We start from the raw sequence: 15166 nt of genomic DNA, 5'->3' as shown, positions 1-15166 counted from the left end.
CGGCCGACGGGGGCCGCGGCCCGTGCCGCGCCTACCGCGGCGTGCGGCCGGCCGGTGGCCCTCCGGGTGCCGGGCCGTGCACGCCGCGGAGTTTGGCGGGGTTCAGCTGGATGTGCAGGTGGCGTACGAGGCCGTCGGTGAGGTCGTACGACAGCGAGCCGATCACCGTGCCGGACTGGTCGATGAGGATCCCCGGTGCGGCGTTGATCGTCGCGGAACGCAGCCGTACGCCCGCGGAGATCGGCTTGCGCAGGACGCCGAGGAGCCAGCGGGCCACGTGGTCCGCACCGTGCAGCGGGCGGCGGGCGGCGGTGACCACGCCGCCGCCGTCGGTCCAGGCGGTGACGTCGGGGGCGAGGAGTTCCATGACCGCGTTGAGGTCGCCGCCCGCGGCGGCGGCCAGGAAGCGGGTGGTGACCTCGGTACGGCGGTCGGCGTCGGCGTCGAAGCGGGGGCGGCGGGCGTCCACGTGCGCGCGGGCGCGGTGGGCGATCTGGCGGACGGCCGGCTCGGGGCGGTCGAGGAACCCGGCGATCTCGGCGTGCGCGTAGCCGAACGCCTCGCGGAGCACGAACACCGCGCGCTCGACGGGCGAGAGTGTCTCCAGCACGACGAGCATCGCGGTCGAGACGGTGTCCGCCAGCTCGGCGTCGTCGGCGATGTCGGGCGTGGTGAGCAGCGGCTCGGGGAGCCAGGGGCCGACGTAGCGCTCGCGGGTGGCGCGGGCGGAGGTGAGGCGGTTGAGCGCGAGGTTGGTGACGGTGCGGACGAGGTACGCGCGCGGGTTGCGGACGGCGGCGCGGTCGGCCCGGTGCCAGGCCAGCCAGGCGTCCTGGAGTACGTCCTCGGTGTCGGCGACGCTGCCGAGGAGGCGGTACGCGGTGCCGTAGAGGAGCCGGCGGTGGTCGGAGAAGGGGTCCCCGGGGGACGTGCCCCCCGCCGGATCCCCTGCCGGGGGCACGGTCCCCGGCGGCGTCGCGGCCTCCGGCTCCCGCGCCCGCTTCCCCTCCCGCCCCTGCTCCCTCTCGGTCATCGCCCCATGCTCTCCGCCCTCGGACCCCGCGGCAACGGCGTTTCGGCCCGCCCGCCGGCGCCCGCCGCACCCCGCGTGGCCCGTCCGCCCCGCGACAGCACCGCGGTCACGTTCATCCGCCTGCTCAGCCGGTACATCACCAGCGGGCTGGAGCTGACCAGTTCCTTGTACGCCACCGCCCACCGCCCCCGCAGGTACAACCGCCGCGGCGCGTCGTCCGCGTACGTGAACTGGATCACCGCGTCCCGCCGCCCCAGACTCACCGGCTGGTGGAAGTACCCGAACCGGAACCGCCGCACCTCCCGCCCCCGCAGCGTCCGCGCGATCGCGTCCGCGACGTGCTGCGCCGTGGGGAGCCCGCTCTGGCACGTGCCGTGGACCTGCCCCCACGCCTGCCGTACGGCCGCCGCGTCCCCGATCGCGTACACCTCCGGGTGCGAGACCGACCGCAGCCGGTCGTCCACCACGACCAGCCCGCGCGCGTCCGTCTCGATCCCGGCGCGGGCAGCGAGGTCAGCCACCCGCACGCCCGCGGTCCACAGCGTCAGATCGGACGGCAACTGCCGGCCGCCCGCCAGTTCGACGCCGCCGGGCAGCACCTTCCTGACGTCGGCCCCGGTGCGTACCGTCACGCCCAGGCGCGTCAGTGCGCGGTCCAGATGGGCGCGCGCCCGGTCGCCCATCATCGCGCCGGGCACGCCGCGGCTGAGGAGCGTGACGTCGAGCCCGGGGTGGCGCTCGGCGAGTTCGGTCGCGGCCTCGACGCCGGTGAGGCCGCCACCGCTGACGACGAGCCGGCCGCCGGCGGCGGCCAGGGCGGCGAGGCGGCCGCCGAACTCGTGGGCCGCACGCGGGTCGTCGAGGGTCACGGCATGCTGGTCGGCGCCCGGGACGCGGGTGGTGTCGGTGCTGCTGCCGAGGGCGTAGACGAGGGTGTCGTACGGAATGCCGACGGCCCCGCGACCCGCCTCCGGCCCCTCGCCGGGGCCGTCCGCGGGGCTCCGTTCGACCGTCACCCGCCGCGTCTCCGTGTCGATGGCCACGGCGCGGCCCTGCACGAACTCGACGCCGGTGCCGGCGAGCAGGTCCGCGATGCGGTGGTGCGCGAGCCGCCGGCCCGCGGCGACCTGGTGCATGCGCAGCCGCTCGGTGAACCGTGCCGAGGGGTTCACGAGCGTGATCCGGGCGCCGAGGCGGCGGGTGCGGCGTGCGGTGCGTACGGCGGCGAACATGCCGGTGTAGCCCGCGCCTACGACGACGATGCGGTGGCCGGGGGGCTGGGTGGTCATCGGGGGCCTCCGGTGGTGCGTTCCGTCCGGGGCTCCCGCGGGGTGCGGGAGCGACCATGGGACAGGGCACCCGGCCGATACGTGACAGGGGTGGATGTGAGCCGCGTCACGGTGCGGGGGCGGGCGCTCCGCGCGGCTACCCGAGAGCGGGGGTTCGCGGCGGCGACCGGAGAGCGGCGCTCCACCTGTCTGCCGGAGACGCGTCACTTCAGACGCGGGCCGCCGTCCCGCTTGCCGTCGGCGTCGCCCTCGTCCTCGTCGCCGTCCGCGTCGCGGTCCCGGGTGTCGTCGCCGTCCCGGGAGTCGTCCCCGTCGCCCTCGGCGCCCTTCGCGTTCTCGTCGCCCAGCTTCTTCAGGAACTCCGGGTTGTCGTCCGGCGCCACCCACGTCGTGCGCCGCCCGCCCCCGGTGCCCCCGGTGCCGCTGCCGCCGCCGGCCGGCGGGCGGCGGCGGTTCCGGCCCGCGATCAGCCAGCCGATCGAACCGAGCAGCGGGAACAGGACGATGAGGATGAGCCACGCGACCTTGGGGAGGTGCTTGGCGTCTTCCTTCTTCGTGGTCGCGCAGTCGATCAGCGCGTAGATCACCATGCCGAGGAGGACCATGAACGGCAGGTAGCGGAGCACGCGGCAAACCCCTTTGATTGTCGCGGGGCTACGGCCTCGGCCCCCACTCGTCTCCGCGTCAGGTTAACGTCTCAGCGCCGGTCCTCGTCGGGTCCCTGGCGTCCTTCCGGGCCTTCTTCGTCCCGCTCCCGGCCGCGCTCGTCCTTCGGCTCCTGCTGCGGCTCCTGCCGCGGCTCCTGCTTCGGCTCCTGCCGTGGTTCGTCCTTGCGCCGGTCCTCCCCCAGCGAGCGGAGGAAGTCCGGGTTGTCGTCGGGCGCCACCCACCCGCCGCGGCGCGGGCGGCGTCCGCCGCTGCCCGCACCCTCGCCGGCGATCACCGGGCGGCCCCGCGGCCGGCCGCCGATGAACCACGCCAGCGGGCCGAAGAGCACCGAGCCGAAGAGCACGATGATCGCCACCCAGACCAGCTTGGGCAGATTCCGTACGTCCTTCTCCGGGGTGTTCAGGCAGTCGATGAACGCATAGATCCACACCGCCAGGACCAGGAGAAACGGTAGATACCTGAGCATGAGCGGCCCTTCGACGTGCGGTGGCGCGGCGGTGCGGCGGCCTCCCGCGCCGGTTTCGGTGCGGCTCCCGTACGGACCCCGCGGTCCGTCCAGGGTAAGCCGTGGCGCAAACGCCCCCACGACCCCGCCCGCGCCCCGCCCGCACCCCCTTCGCGAATCGCGCCCGGCGCCTGGCGGATACTGGGGCGCATGGCTTACGACGATCTCCGCTCGCTGCTGCGGGCCCTGGAGCGCGACGGCGACCTCAAGCGCATCAAGGCCGAGGTCGATCCGTACCTCGAAGTCGGCGAGATCACCGACCGCGTCAACAAGGCCGGCGGCCCCGCCCTGCTCTTCGAGAACGTCAAGGGCTCCGGCATGCCGCTGGCGATGAACGTCTACGGCACCGACCGCCGGCTCCTCAAAGCCCTCGGCCTCGAGTCGTACGCGGAGATCGGCGAGCGCATCGGCGGGCTGCTCAAGCCCGAGCTGCCGCAGGGCTTCACGGGCGTACGCGAGGCGTTCGGCAAGCTCGGCACCATGGCGCACGTACCGCCGCGGAAGGCGAAGGACGGGCCCGTCCAGGAAGTCGTGCTCACCGGCGACGAGGTCGACCTCGACGCGATCCCCGCGCTCTTCACCTGGCCGCAGGACGGCGGGTCCTTCTACAACCTCGGCCTCACCCACACCAAGGACCCCGAGACCGGCGTCCGCAACCTCGGCCTCTACCGCCTCCAGCGCCACGACCGCCGCACCATCGGCATGCACTGGCAGATCCACAAGGACAGCCGCAACCACTACCAGGTGGCCGCCCGCCGCGGCGAGAAGCTGCCGGTGGCCATCGCCTTCGGCTGCCCGCCGGCCGTGACGTACGCGGCGACCGCGCCGCTGCCCGGCGACATGGACGAGTACATGCTCGCCGGCTTCATCGGCGGCAAGCGCGTCGAGATGGTCGACTGCAAGACGGTGCCGCTCCAGGTCCCCGCGCACGCCGAGGTGGTGCTCGAAGGCTGGCTGGAGCCCGGCGTGGAGCTGCCCGAGGGCCCGTTCGGCGACCACACCGGCTTCTACACCCCGCAGGAGCCGTTCCCCGCGCTGACCATCGACGCCGTCACGATGCGCCGCCGCCCGCTGCTCCAGTCCATCGTCGTCGGCCGCCCGCCGACCGAGGACGGGCCGCTGGGGCGGGCCACCGAGCGGTTCTTCCTGCCGCTGCTGAAGGTGATCGTGCCGGACATCGTGGACTACCACCTGCCGGAGGCGGGCGGCTTCCACAACTGCGCGATCGTGTCGATCGACAAGAAGTACCCGAAGCACGCGCAGAAGGTGATGTCCGCGATCTGGGGCGCGCACATGATGTCGCTGACCAAGCTGATCATCGTGGTCGACGCCGACTGCGACGTCCACGACCTCCAGGAAGTCGCCTGGCGGGCGCTGGGCAACACCGACTACAGCCGCGACCTGTCCGTCGTCGAGGGCCCGGTCGACCACCTCGACCACGCCTCGTACCAGCAGTTCTGGGGCGGCAAGGCCGGTATCGACGCCACCGCGAAGCTGCCCGAGGAGGGCTACGCGCGCGGCTGGCCGGACATGGTCGTCTCCGATCCGGACACGGCGGCGAAAGTCGACGCGCGGTGGCGGGAGTACGGCCTGTGACGGCCGCCGGGAGCGTCGTCGGTCCCGGCCCCGCCCGGTCGGGCAGCGGGGTACGGGCGTTCCTGCGGCTGGTGATGATCGAGCACTCGATCTTCGCGCTGCCGTTCGCGTACATCGCCGCGCTGACGGCCATGCTGGTCGACGGCGACGGGTCGATCGAGTGGGGGACGCTGCTGATCGTCACGGTCGCGATGGTGGCGCTGCGGACGTTCGCGATGGCCGCGAACCGGATCATCGACCGCGAGATCGACGGCCGCAACCCCCGCACCGCCCACCGCGAGCTGGTCACCGGCGCCGTCTCCGTCCGCTCGGCGTGGACGGGCGCGCTGATCGCGCTGGCGGTCTTCCTCGGCGCCGCGGCGCTGCTGAACCCGCTGTGCCTGGTGCTGGCGCCGGTCGCGGCGGTGCCGATGGTGGTCTATCCGTACGGCAAGCGGTTCACGACGTACCCGCACGCGATCCTCGGTCTCGCGCAGGCCATCGGCCCGATCGGCGCGTGGCTGGCGGTCACGGGGGAGTGGTCGTGGCCCGCGGTGCTGCTGGGGCTCGCGGTGGGGATCTGGATCGGCGGCTTCGACCTGATCTACGCCTGCCAGGACGTCGACACCGACCGCGCCCAGGGCATCCGCTCGGTCCCGGCCCGCTTCGGCATCGCCGGGGCGCTGTACGGGGCGCGGGCGGCGCACGTCGTGACGATGGCGCTGTTCGCCTGGTACGCGCTGGCGACGGACGCGGGTGCGCTGTTCTGGGTGGGGCTCGCGGCGGTGGCGGGGGTGTTCGCGTACGAGCACAGCATCGTGCGCCCCGACGACCTGAGCCGGCTGAACCGGGCGTTCTTCACGCTGAACGGCGTGATCGGCATCATCCTCTTCTGCTGCGCGGCGGCGGACCTCCTGGTACGCGACCTGAGCCTGTGACCCGCCGGGGGTCACACCCCCGCGCGGCCTACGTGGAGCACGAGCACGGTGACCCTGCCGTCGTCGATTCGGTAGACCGCCCGGTAGCGGCCGACGCGGAGCCGGCGGTGGTCGGTGCCCCAGGGAGCCGAGTTCTTCGGGCGCTGCTCCGTGGCGAGGGCGTCGATGCCGTCGACGAGTGCCCGCAGTCCGGCGGGGTCGTCGGCGAGGAAGCCCGCGGCGGCGTTCACGGCGTCGGTCTCCCAGACGACCTCGTGGCTCACGTGTCGAGCCCCAGGCGCTTGCGCACTTCGTCGTGGGGCACGTACGTGTCCTCGCCGCGGGCCTTGCGGGCTTCGTACTGCGCGACGGCAAGGGCGTCTTCGAGGTCTTCGATGTCCCCTATGCCGACGATCATCGCGGCCGGTTCACCGTGGTCGGTGATGACGGTGCGCTCGCGGCCCAGAGCGGCACGGCGGACGAGCGCGCCGAACTGGCTGCGTGCCTGCGCGATGGGCAGTGTCTCACTCATGCATCAACTGTACAGAAGATGACACCGCTGTCTCAGCCCGCCCGGAGGCCGGCCCGTCTGCGGTCGCTGAAGTAGAACGCCGCCAGCACGCCGCCCACGAGGCCGAAGAGGTGGCACTGCCAGGAGATCGACTGCTCCACGACCTGGTCCGTCGGCAGGGCGCCCCACACCATCGAGCCGTACACCAGCGCGACCACGATGCCGATCAGCACGTCGGCCATCCGCCGGTCGACGAAGCCGCGCACCACCACGTAGCCGAAGAGGCCGAAGACGACGCCCGATGCGCCCGCCGTGTGCGACCCCGCGGGCGAGACCAGCCACACCCCGAGCCCGCTCACCAGCATGATCAGGGCGGCCACGCCCGCGAACCGGCCGATCCCGCGCATCGCCGCGATGAAGCCGAGCACCAGCAGCGGACCCGTGTTCGCCGACAGGTGGTCCCAGCCGAAGTGCATGAACGACGCCGGGATCACGTCCCGCAGCTCGCCGAACTGCCGGGGCGTGATCGCGTACGTGTCCAGCTTGTTGTCGCCCGCCTGGTCGACGGCCTCCAGCACCCACAGCAGCGCCACCCACGCGAGCATCACCACCGCGGCGCGCTTCACGTATATTCGCCCGCGCGGCGGCCGTGCCGCCCGCGCGGGCCGCGCGGCGGGGGTGCCGCGCCCGTAAGGTTCGTACATCACCCGAGCCCCCTTCGGACCAGTGTGTCCTCCCTGAGGGAAACGCAGGCGGCCTGCGCCGCGGTTCCCGGCGCCGGATAGGCTCGCCGCGTGGAGCCGCCGCACCAGACGCCGTACGAGGACCCGGACGGGCAGCCGTACGAGGAGCCGTACGCCGACCGCCCCGGCCGGGGCCGCCGGCCCTGGGTCGTCGGCGTCTCCGGCGCCTCCGGCACCCCGTACGCCGCGGCCGTGCTGCGCGCGCTGCTGCAGGCCGGGGAGGCCGTCGACCTCGTCGTCAGCCGGGCCGCGCGGCTGACGCTGCTGGACGAGACGGGGGGCCCGTTCCGCGACGCGCACTGGCGCGACGACCTGCGGCGCTGGCTCGCCGCGGGCGCCGACGGCCGGCCGGACGCCTTCGCCGGGGCGGCCGACCTGGGTGACGTACGGCACTGGGCGGCCGGCGATCTGGCGGCAGGACCGTCCTCCGGTTCGTACCCCGCGAAGGGCATGATCGTCGTGCCGGCGTCGACGGCCGCGGTGGCGGGCATCGCGCTCGGGCTCTCCAAGGACCTCCTCCAGCGCACGGCGAGCGTGACGCTGAAGGAGGGCCGGCCGCTGGTCGTCGTGGTACGGGAGACGCCGCTGCCCGGGCCGACGCTGCGGCAGATGGTGGCCCTGGACGAGGCGGGCGCCGTGGTGCTGCCCGCCGCCCCCGCCTTCTACGCGGGGGCCACCGGCATCCAGGACCTCGTGGACTTCGTCGCCGGCCGCGCCCTCGATGCCGCGGGCGTGGCGCACAAGCTCTATCGCAGATGGGAAGGGGAGCTGGGGCGCTCCCGCTGACACAGCGGAAACCGCTGGACAGCCGACACAGACGACACAGCTGACACAGCTGACACAGCCGCACGGAAGGCTTGAGAACGCACATGGACGCCGTCGACAGGCAGCTCATCCAGGCCCTGCGGGAGAACGGCCGGGCCTCGTACGCAGAGCTGGGCAGGCTCGTGGGGCTCTCCGGGCCGAGCGTCACGGACCGGATCAACCGCCTGGAGGCCGCCGGGGTGATCACCGGCTACCGCGCCACCGTCGACGCCGCCCTGCTGGGCCGCGGCGTCACCGCACTCGTCGGGATCTCGCTCTCCGAGGCGGTGGACCACGACGACGTCGCGGACCGGCTGCGGGACCTGCCGGAGATCGAGGACTGCTTCTTCATCGCCGGGGCGGACTCGTTCATGCTCAAGGTGCGCGCGCCGGACGTGGACGGGCTGGGGAAGACGGTCAGGCGGATGTCACGCATCAAGGGCGTCTCGCACACGGCGACGACGGTCGTGCTGTCCACGATGTGGGAGAGCAGGGTGGGGGAGATCGCGGAGGAGTAGGCCGCGTAGGCTCGGATGCGCGCAGATGCGCAGGAACGTGACTTACGGGCTGGGAGGCGGCGCGTGGACGCAGGGCTCAGGCGCGAGCTGGCGGAGAAGGTGCGCGAAGGCGCGCGGCTGAGCCGGGAGGACGGCGTCGCGCTGTACGGGAGCGGTGACCTGGCGTGGCTGGGCGGGCTCGCGCACGAGGTGCGGACGGGGCGGCACGGGGAGCGCGTGTACTTCGCGCCGGCCGCGCCGTCGGAGGCCACGGAGGCGGTGGCGTACGGCGAGGGCTCCGTGGCGCAGACCGTCGACGCGCTGCTGGCCCTGCGCGACCGGCAGGACGCCGGCGCGGGGCTGCTGGCCGTCGTGCCGCTGGCGGCGGGGCGGGTCACGGGCGCGGAGGCACTGAAGGCGTTCGCGGTGGCGCGGCTGCTGCTGGACAACGTGCCGCACGTACGGGCCGCGTGGACCGCGTACGGCACGCAGACGGCGCAACTCGCCCTGCAGCACGGCGCGGACGACTTCGCCCCGGCACCGGGCGCCGACGACACCCTCCCGGCCGGCGAACTCGTGGAGCTGATCCAGGACGCGGGCCTGCGCCCGGTGGAGCGTGACGGAAGTTACACCGCGGTCCGCGAGCACGAAGGACCGGACCCGGAGCGGCGCGAGGCGCCGCAGCCGATGCGCTTCTGAGGACCCCATGACCTTGCGCTACGAGCTGGACCCCGCGGTCACCCCTGCCCTGCGGGACGGCATATGCACGCTCTGGGCCGACGTGAGCAACGCGGGCGGCGCCGTGGGCTTCGTACCCCCGGTGACGCCCGCGGACATCCGCCCGGAGCTGGTCAAGCACCTCGCGGCCATGGCGGAGGGCCGCACCCACCTGATCGCCGCCCTCGACGAGGCGGGCCGCCCGGCCGCCACCGCCTTCCTGACGCTCAACACCCACCGCCTGATGCGGCACTGGTGCTGGCTCTACACCGTCATGGTGCACCCCGACCGCCAGGGCACGGGCGAGGGCCGCCGCCTGATGGCCGCGGCGGCGGACGCGGCGCGCGGGCTGCCGGGGATGCGGGGGATCCGGCTGACGTGCCGGGGCGGGACAGGGGTCGACACGTTCTACGCCTCCTGCGGCTACAAGGAGGTCGGCCGCGTACCCGACGCGATACGCGTCGCCGAGGACGACTACCGCGACGACATCACGATGTGGCTGCCGCTGCATACTTGAGAGGCACCGCACGCACACGCCGCACCACCGCGTACCACCGCGCACCACCCTGACCGACGGAGCAGAGAGCAGAGAGAAGTTGTCAGCCGTGACCCCCAAGCCGAACCCCGCCGTCCGCTACACCGCCATGCGCCTCGGCGTCTTCGCCGCGTCCTTCGTGATCCTGGCCGTCCTGGTCCGGCTCGGCGCGCTCCCGGCAGGTCTGGGCGACTCGAACTACCTGTGGGTCATGCTGCTGGCGATCGTCGTCTCCGCGCCGCTGAGCTTCATCCTGCTGCGCAGGCAGCGGGACGAGATGTCGGAGCAGATCGTGGGCAAGGTGCAGAAGTCGAAGGACCGGCTGGCGGCGAACCGCAGCCGCGAGGACGAGGCGGACGACGAGGCGCGCGGTACGGCGTAGGGGCGTGCGGCGTCGAGGGTGACGGCTCTCACCAAAGCCGCACTATGGGAATGTCAAAGTAGGAGTGTTAGTCTTCTCGTCATGACGACGACGGTAGCTGCGCTTCGCATGCCTACGAGCCTCCGGCTCGTGGCGCGCCTGCACGTCGATCTGTGCCGCTGCCTGTCCGCGGCATGTCAGAGCAGCCAGTCCCGCGCGCTCTGACCGGTCTACGGACCACATTCCCCCAGCAGCAGCCGCGCGCCCCCTTTCCCCCGTCCCGCCACCGTGCGGACGAGGCCCGGCGCGCCCAGTCACGGAGACGCCCGTGTCCACACCCACCCCTGCCCCCACCGCGCAGCCGCGCAGCGGCTTCCGGATACCCAAGGTGCCCTTCTGGGCCCAGATCCTCGCCGGCCTCGTCCTCGGCGTGCTCCTCGGCTGGGCCGCCCGTACCGGCGACGTCGCCTGGCTGAAGGACACCCTGGACCAGATCGGCACCATCTTCGTCCAACTGCTCAAGCTGGCGGTCGCCCCGCTGGTGTTCTTCGCCATCCTGGTGTCGATCACCAACCTGCGGAACGTCAACAACGCCGCCCGCCTGGCGACCCGTACGCTCCTCTGGTTCTTCGCCACGTCCCTGATCGCGGTCGCCATCGGCCTGACCATCGGCCTGATCACCAACCCCGGCAACGGCACGGACCTGTCCCCGAAGGACGGCGCCGCCCCCGAGGACAGCGGTTCGTGGATCGACTTCCTCACCGGAATCATCCCGACCGACATCATCACGCCCTTCACCGAACTGAACGTGCTGCAGATCGTCTTCCTGGCGGCGGCCGTCGGCGTCGCCGCGCTGAAGCTCGGCGAGAAGGCCGAGCCGGTCCTCGCACTCAGCGAAACGATTCTGGAGCTGCTGCAGAAGGCGCTGTGGTGGGTCATCCGCCTCGCCCCGATCGGCACCGTGGGCCTCATCGGCTTCGCGATCGCCGACTACGGCTGGAACCTGATCAGCAAGTACGCGACCTTCACCGCCGATGTCTACATCGGCTGCGCCCTGGTCCTCTTCGGCGTCTACCCGCTCCTGCTGGCCACGGTCGCCAAGGTCAACCCCGTCCAGTTCTTCCGCGGCGCCTGGCCCGCGATCCAGCTCGCCTTCGTCTCCCGCTCCTCGGTCGGCACCATGCCGGTCACCAAGAAGGTCACCGAACGCCTCGGCGTCCCGCAGGAGTACACCTCCTTCGCGGTCCCCTTCGGCGCGACGACGAAGATGGACGGCTGCGCCGCGATCTACCCGGCCCTGGCGGCCATCTTCATCGCCGAGATCTTCGACGTCAGCCTGGGCATCCAGGACTACATCCTGATCGCCTTCGTCTCGGTCATCGGCTCCGCCGCCACCGCGGGCCTCACGGGCGCCACCATCATGACCACCCTGACCCTCTCCACCCTGGGCCTGCCCCTGGAGGGCGTGGGCCTGCTGCTGGCGATCGACCCGATCCTCGACATGGCCCGCACCGCGACGAACGTCGCTGGACAATCAGTATGCACGTTGATAGTCGCTGCGCAGGAGGGAATCCTCGACCGCGACAAGTACAACTCGGCAACGAGCTTCGACATCAACGACGTTGACGTCGACTCGATCGACTCGCTCGACTCCGACGGCCGGAAGGTGCCGGTCGCAGCCGCCGTCTGACGCTCCGTACGGCGGCACGTGGTGCCCGTACTCCCCGCGTGGCTGGGGGTGCGGGCACCACGTATGTGCGGCCTCGTCAGGGGTGCCTTCGGGTGGGTACGGTCTGAGTCGTGTCCGGCGTGCGTCGGGTTGGTCACCCGTAGTGCGTGCGCCGGTGGATCGCGCACGACTAGGGGAGCTGGTTCCGGCATGGCGTCTGACGCTGCTCGGTCATCGGAAGAGGGGTTCACGTCGACACGGGCGGCGCGGGTGATGGCCGCCGCGTGCCGGTCCGCCGGCCTGAGCGACACGGGCGCGGAGTTAATCCGCTTCGGCGAGAACGCCTTGTTCCGGCTTGCCTCCGCCCCGGTCGTCGTCCGGATCGCCCGCGGCCCGGAGTGGCTGTCGACGGCACGTAAGGAAGTCGCGGTGTCGCGCTGGCTGGCCGCCGAGGGCTTTCCGGCCGCCCGGGTGCTCGAAGACCTGGACCAGCCGCTCTCGATCGACGGCCACCCGGTCACCTTCTGGCACCTGATCGAAGAGGGCGACCGCAAGGCCACCTACGGCGAACTCGGCACGGCGCTCCGGGGCATCCACTCCCTGACGCTCCCCGCCGGCCTGGAGCTGCCGCCGTTCGAGCCCTTCGACAAGTGGGAGCTGCGCCTTGAGATGGCACCGATCCCGGAGGACGACAAGGCGTTCTTGCGGAAGAGGCAGCGGGAGCTACAGGACAAGTACGCGGAGCTGCGCTTCGAAACACCCAAGGGCCCGGTCCACGGCGACGCCCACGTGCAGAACCTCATGGTGAACCAGCAGGGCGAAGTGATCGTCATAGACTTCGAGGGCTTCTGCTTCGATCACCCGGAGTGGGACCTGATGGTTACGGCGGTAGAACACCACAGCATCGGCTGGCAAACGGATAAGCAATATGCCGAGTTCGTGTCCGCGTACGGCCGAGACCTGTACGAGTGGCCCGGCTACGCGACGCTGCGCGGCATCCAAGAGTTCGGCATGACGACGTGGCTCATGCAGAACGTCAACGAAAACGTGAGTGTCGCATCCGAGTACCGCCGCCGAATCGCTTCCCTGCGGGACGACGCCTCGCCGAGGAACTGGTGTCCATGGTAGACCGATCAGCGTTCATCTACAGGTTAGCATCCTTCGAATTCTCTGCAACATGGCGCCGCATCGCTGTATTCTCTACAGCGCTCCTATGCCCTTGAGTCCAAGGATCTACGATGCTGTCTCGCCACACCATGAACCAGCTCGATTTTGAGACTGCGCTCTCCCAGGAAATCGAATGGCAGCCTGATCTCGCCCCGAAGCAGATCGTGGATGATGCAGTGCCAGCCGATCAGGTCGGTGAGATTGCTGAATACCTCAAAGGGGTTTCGTTAGGCGAAAGCGAGACGCCCTACGCCGATCTCTTGACGGCGATTAAGTGGCGTAATGGGCGACGCCCAATCCATATCCTACCGCTACGCGAGCGGACGCTCTATCGTGCCACCGTCAACTACATGAAGGACGAACTGCCGGGACTCGATAGGAGCGCAGAAGCGTATGAGGGCTTCGAGAAAGGCCCTTTGGAAGATACTACGGCCAGCTATGTGATTAAGACCGACATTGCTAACTATTTCTCATCGATCGACCATTCGTTGATGCGAGATGAGATCATCGCCCGAACTGGAAGGGCCGAAATCGCTCGGCATCTCTGTGAATTTTGGAGGGCTATTTTTGGCCGTGATGTCGGAATTCCCCAGATGAGTGAGCCGAGTAAAATGATATCCGAGCTTCTTGTGGATAATCTGCACCGGAACCTGGTAAGAAGAGGGTTCAAGGTCTGGCGATATGCAGACGATTTCCGCATTACGGCCCAGTCTCGGCATCAGGCCGTCACGGCCCTGGATGCGGTACATGAAGAATCCCGGTCAATGGGCTTGTCGTTGAATGACTGGAAGACTCATCTGCTTTCGATCGGAAAGTACAAGGAGTTTGCCGACGAGGACGAGCGTAAGGAGGGAGAAGCGAGGAGTTCCGCCGAGCAAAACCTGATGCTCATGAACCTCTATGGGGATGCAGATTCTGAACCAGACTTGGATGAAGTTCTTGTGGAAACAGCCGAGCAGTTACTTCATGACTGGCGGGATGAAACACCTGACGCAATCATTGAACACAGTAGTCTGCTCCAGCAGCACAGGCTGATATGGGCAGCGCTTACGGTTCTTGAGGCGGCAGGAAGTACCGCAGGCATGGTGCACCTCAAAGAGATCCTTCTACGAGAGCCTCAACTGACTCCCACTGTATTTCGATACACTCGTAGCATGGGGGAACAGGCCGCGGCGTATGCTGGGGATACGTGTGTAGAAATCCTAGAATCTGGGATCCTGAACCGATGGCAGCAACTTTGGCTGTCATGGGCTCTGCAGGATCCGGAATTTGCCAAATGTGGAGTTGTGAGAGATCAGCCGGTGCTTCACTCGTTTCTCACTGGTCTCCTGTCGGACCGGTCGGAGTACGTCCGCAGTCAAGCAGCCCTATGCCTCGCCTTTAATGGAATGCTGGATAAAGCCGACTGGGCGTCGGTCGACGAGTCAACTGGCGCTCTCGGCGTCCCATACGTAGCAGCCTCCCTGGCTGGTGTGCAAGGGATTCGCGATAAAGAGCGCCAGATGCTACGCCCAGGTACGAAACTCGGTGTCATTTGTGCCGACTGGGGGGCGGAATGTATCCGCTCAATTTGACCGAGGATGCCGAAACCGCATGCCGGGCTTTAATGCGTATCTGTGCAGACTGGGAATCGGCGGCACATAATTTCCTGGCTGAGGAAGTCGACTCAGACCTGCTGGAGTCTAGCGTAAACTTTCTCTCCTTGACTCAAAGCGCCCAATGCCTCTCATATTTGGCGCGGATAGTCACTGAAGGCGAGAGGTTTACGTTTGCGAGAATTCGCGACTGCGTCGAATCGCATGTGGTGCAGATCAACAATCCCATGCTTACGCATCTATACGAGAAGAATAGAAGCTTGTTGGATTCGACGTGGGAAAAATCATTGAACTCTCTGCGTGATTGGATGCTGGTTGACCTTAGAGATGCGCGGGGGTGGCAGACGATGAAAGTTCTGATCGAACTTCGAAATGCTTCTGCGCATGGGGGTGGAAGATTCACCGATCGGCAGAGAAAGAACTCTCAGGAGTTCAAGAAGCTTGTTGTTGAGGTTAAGGCAATGGGGTACGAGATTCAGAATCTTCGCGTCATTGCATACCCTGACTCGGTAAGAGATGCCGCGTACGCGGTACGTGAGTTCATTCTTTCGGTTGATAGTTTCACGCAATTCGGTTGAA

Annotated in this window: 18 protein-coding genes; 11 read left to right on the top strand and 7 right to left on the bottom strand. The window is 69.4% G+C overall.

Annotated features, from left to right (window positions below):
• Positions 1 to 31 precede the first annotated feature (31 nt).
• The 4 genes from LG396_RS25640 to LG396_RS25625 form a co-directional block, all read right to left on the bottom strand.
• Positions 32 to 1033 carry an RNA polymerase sigma-70 factor gene (locus LG396_RS25640; protein WP_225796565.1) on the bottom strand — a complete coding sequence of 334 codons (1002 nt, stop codon included), beginning with the start codon at positions 1031 to 1033 and terminating at the stop codon, positions 32 to 34.
• On the bottom strand, positions 1030 to 2322 hold the full coding sequence (locus LG396_RS25635; RefSeq protein ID WP_225796564.1) for an NAD(P)/FAD-dependent oxidoreductase: 1293 nt from the start codon (positions 2320 to 2322) through the stop codon (positions 1030 to 1032). Before LG396_RS25635 ends, LG396_RS25640 begins: the two co-directional genes overlap by 4 nt.
• Before the next feature lie 203 nt (positions 2323 to 2525).
• On the bottom strand, positions 2526 to 2948 hold the full coding sequence (locus LG396_RS25630) for a PLD nuclease N-terminal domain-containing protein (protein WP_225796563.1): 423 nt from the start codon (positions 2946 to 2948) through the stop codon (positions 2526 to 2528).
• A 71-nt stretch (positions 2949 to 3019) separates the two neighbouring features.
• The gene (locus tag LG396_RS25625; RefSeq protein ID WP_225796562.1) at positions 3020 to 3457 is read right to left on the bottom strand and encodes a PLD nuclease N-terminal domain-containing protein; all 438 of its coding nucleotides are present in this window, start codon (positions 3455 to 3457) and stop codon (positions 3020 to 3022) included.
• Between the two features lie 189 nt (positions 3458 to 3646).
• Here LG396_RS25625 and LG396_RS25620 point away from each other — a divergent pair, with 189 nt between their 5' ends.
• Positions 3647 to 5092: a menaquinone biosynthesis decarboxylase gene (locus LG396_RS25620; protein WP_225796561.1), complete on the top strand. Its 1446-nt coding sequence runs from the start codon at positions 3647 to 3649 to the stop codon at positions 5090 to 5092.
• The gene (gene mqnP / locus LG396_RS25615; RefSeq protein WP_225796560.1) at positions 5089 to 6009 is read left to right on the top strand and encodes a menaquinone biosynthesis prenyltransferase MqnP; all 921 of its coding nucleotides are present in this window, start codon (positions 5089 to 5091) and stop codon (positions 6007 to 6009) included. The genes LG396_RS25620 and mqnP overlap by 4 nt, the downstream gene beginning before the upstream one ends.
• Before the next feature lie 11 nt (positions 6010 to 6020).
• On the opposite strand, the gene LG396_RS25610 is transcribed toward mqnP, so the two are convergent.
• Genes LG396_RS25610 through LG396_RS25600 form a run of 3 tightly spaced genes read right to left on the bottom strand, consistent with a single transcriptional unit; the run spans position 6021 to position 7125 of the window.
• Positions 6021 to 6272, bottom strand: a complete 252-nt coding sequence (locus tag LG396_RS25610) for a type II toxin-antitoxin system RelE family toxin (RefSeq protein WP_037748843.1) — start codon at positions 6270 to 6272, stop codon at positions 6021 to 6023.
• Positions 6269 to 6520, bottom strand: a complete 252-nt coding sequence (locus LG396_RS25605; RefSeq protein WP_018841952.1) for a type II toxin-antitoxin system Phd/YefM family antitoxin — start codon at positions 6518 to 6520, stop codon at positions 6269 to 6271. Before LG396_RS25605 ends, LG396_RS25610 begins: the two co-directional genes overlap by 4 nt.
• Before the next feature lie 32 nt (positions 6521 to 6552).
• On the bottom strand, positions 6553 to 7125 hold the full coding sequence (locus LG396_RS25600) for a rhomboid family intramembrane serine protease (protein ID WP_372483566.1): 573 nt from the start codon (positions 7123 to 7125) through the stop codon (positions 6553 to 6555).
• A gap of 168 nt (positions 7126 to 7293) precedes the next feature.
• Between LG396_RS25600 and LG396_RS25595 the strand changes: the two genes are divergently transcribed.
• The 9 genes from LG396_RS25595 to LG396_RS25555 all read left to right on the top strand — a co-directional run bounded on the left by LG396_RS25595 (position 7294) and on the right by LG396_RS25555 (position 15165).
• The gene (locus LG396_RS25595; RefSeq protein ID WP_018840219.1) at positions 7294 to 8028 is read left to right on the top strand and encodes a UbiX family flavin prenyltransferase; all 735 of its coding nucleotides are present in this window, start codon (positions 7294 to 7296) and stop codon (positions 8026 to 8028) included.
• 83 nt (positions 8029 to 8111) lie between these two features.
• Positions 8112 to 8564 carry an Lrp/AsnC family transcriptional regulator gene (locus LG396_RS25590; RefSeq protein ID WP_018840218.1) on the top strand — a complete coding sequence of 151 codons (453 nt, stop codon included), beginning with the start codon at positions 8112 to 8114 and terminating at the stop codon, positions 8562 to 8564.
• A gap of 63 nt (positions 8565 to 8627) precedes the next feature.
• Positions 8628 to 9242: a hypothetical protein gene (locus LG396_RS25585; RefSeq protein ID WP_372483561.1), complete on the top strand. Its 615-nt coding sequence runs from the start codon at positions 8628 to 8630 to the stop codon at positions 9240 to 9242.
• A 7-nt stretch (positions 9243 to 9249) separates the two neighbouring features.
• Positions 9250 to 9777: a GNAT family N-acetyltransferase gene (locus LG396_RS25580; protein WP_037748849.1), complete on the top strand. Its 528-nt coding sequence runs from the start codon at positions 9250 to 9252 to the stop codon at positions 9775 to 9777.
• Positions 9778 to 9865: 88 nt separating this feature from the next.
• Positions 9866 to 10177, top strand: a complete 312-nt coding sequence (locus tag LG396_RS25575) for a DUF4229 domain-containing protein (RefSeq protein WP_018840215.1) — start codon at positions 9866 to 9868, stop codon at positions 10175 to 10177.
• A gap of 307 nt (positions 10178 to 10484) precedes the next feature.
• On the top strand, positions 10485 to 11846 hold the full coding sequence (locus LG396_RS25570; RefSeq protein ID WP_225796559.1) for a dicarboxylate/amino acid:cation symporter: 1362 nt from the start codon (positions 10485 to 10487) through the stop codon (positions 11844 to 11846).
• Between the two features lie 189 nt (positions 11847 to 12035).
• Positions 12036 to 12953, top strand: coding sequence for a phosphotransferase enzyme family protein (locus tag LG396_RS25565; protein WP_225796558.1), 918 nt, complete (start codon positions 12036 to 12038; stop codon positions 12951 to 12953).
• A gap of 110 nt (positions 12954 to 13063) precedes the next feature.
• Positions 13064 to 14566 carry an RNA-directed DNA polymerase gene (locus tag LG396_RS25560; RefSeq protein ID WP_225796557.1) on the top strand — a complete coding sequence of 501 codons (1503 nt, stop codon included), beginning with the start codon at positions 13064 to 13066 and terminating at the stop codon, positions 14564 to 14566.
• Positions 14563 to 15165 carry a hypothetical protein gene (locus tag LG396_RS25555; protein ID WP_225796556.1) on the top strand — a complete coding sequence of 201 codons (603 nt, stop codon included), beginning with the start codon at positions 14563 to 14565 and terminating at the stop codon, positions 15163 to 15165. Before LG396_RS25560 ends, LG396_RS25555 begins: the two co-directional genes overlap by 4 nt.
• Position 15166 lies beyond the last annotated feature (1 nt).

It is taken from the genome of Streptomyces aculeolatus, assembly GCF_020400605.1.
Lineage (GTDB): Bacteria > Actinomycetota > Actinomycetes > Streptomycetales > Streptomycetaceae > Streptomyces > Streptomyces aculeolatus.
Note: the sequence above shows the minus strand (reverse complement) of the source record. Positions and strands in the feature narration are given on the sequence as shown.

What these genes read in the sequence shown, in the direction of transcription:
- LG396_RS25640 (WP_225796565.1), bottom strand. Translation starts at nt 1,033, where the DNA reads ATGACCGAGAGGGAGCAGGGGCGGGAGGGGAAGCGGGCGCGGGAGCCG.
- LG396_RS25635 (WP_225796564.1), bottom strand. Translation starts at nt 2,322, where the DNA reads ATGACCACCCAGCCCCCCGGCCACCGCATCGTCGTCGTAGGCGCGGGC.
- LG396_RS25625 (WP_225796562.1), bottom strand. Translation starts at nt 3,457, where the DNA reads ATGCTCAGGTATCTACCGTTTCTCCTGGTCCTGGCGGTGTGGATCTAT.
- LG396_RS25620 (WP_225796561.1), top strand. Translation starts at nt 3,647, where the DNA reads ATGGCTTACGACGATCTCCGCTCGCTGCTGCGGGCCCTGGAGCGCGAC.
- LG396_RS25605 (WP_018841952.1), bottom strand. Translation starts at nt 6,520, where the DNA reads ATGAGTGAGACACTGCCCATCGCGCAGGCACGCAGCCAGTTCGGCGCG.
- LG396_RS25590 (WP_018840218.1), top strand. Translation starts at nt 8,112, where the DNA reads ATGGACGCCGTCGACAGGCAGCTCATCCAGGCCCTGCGGGAGAACGGC.
- LG396_RS25580 (WP_037748849.1), top strand. Translation starts at nt 9,250, where the DNA reads ATGACCTTGCGCTACGAGCTGGACCCCGCGGTCACCCCTGCCCTGCGG.
- LG396_RS25565 (WP_225796558.1), top strand. Translation starts at nt 12,036, where the DNA reads ATGGCGTCTGACGCTGCTCGGTCATCGGAAGAGGGGTTCACGTCGACA.
- LG396_RS25560 (WP_225796557.1), top strand. Translation starts at nt 13,064, where the DNA reads ATGCTGTCTCGCCACACCATGAACCAGCTCGATTTTGAGACTGCGCTC.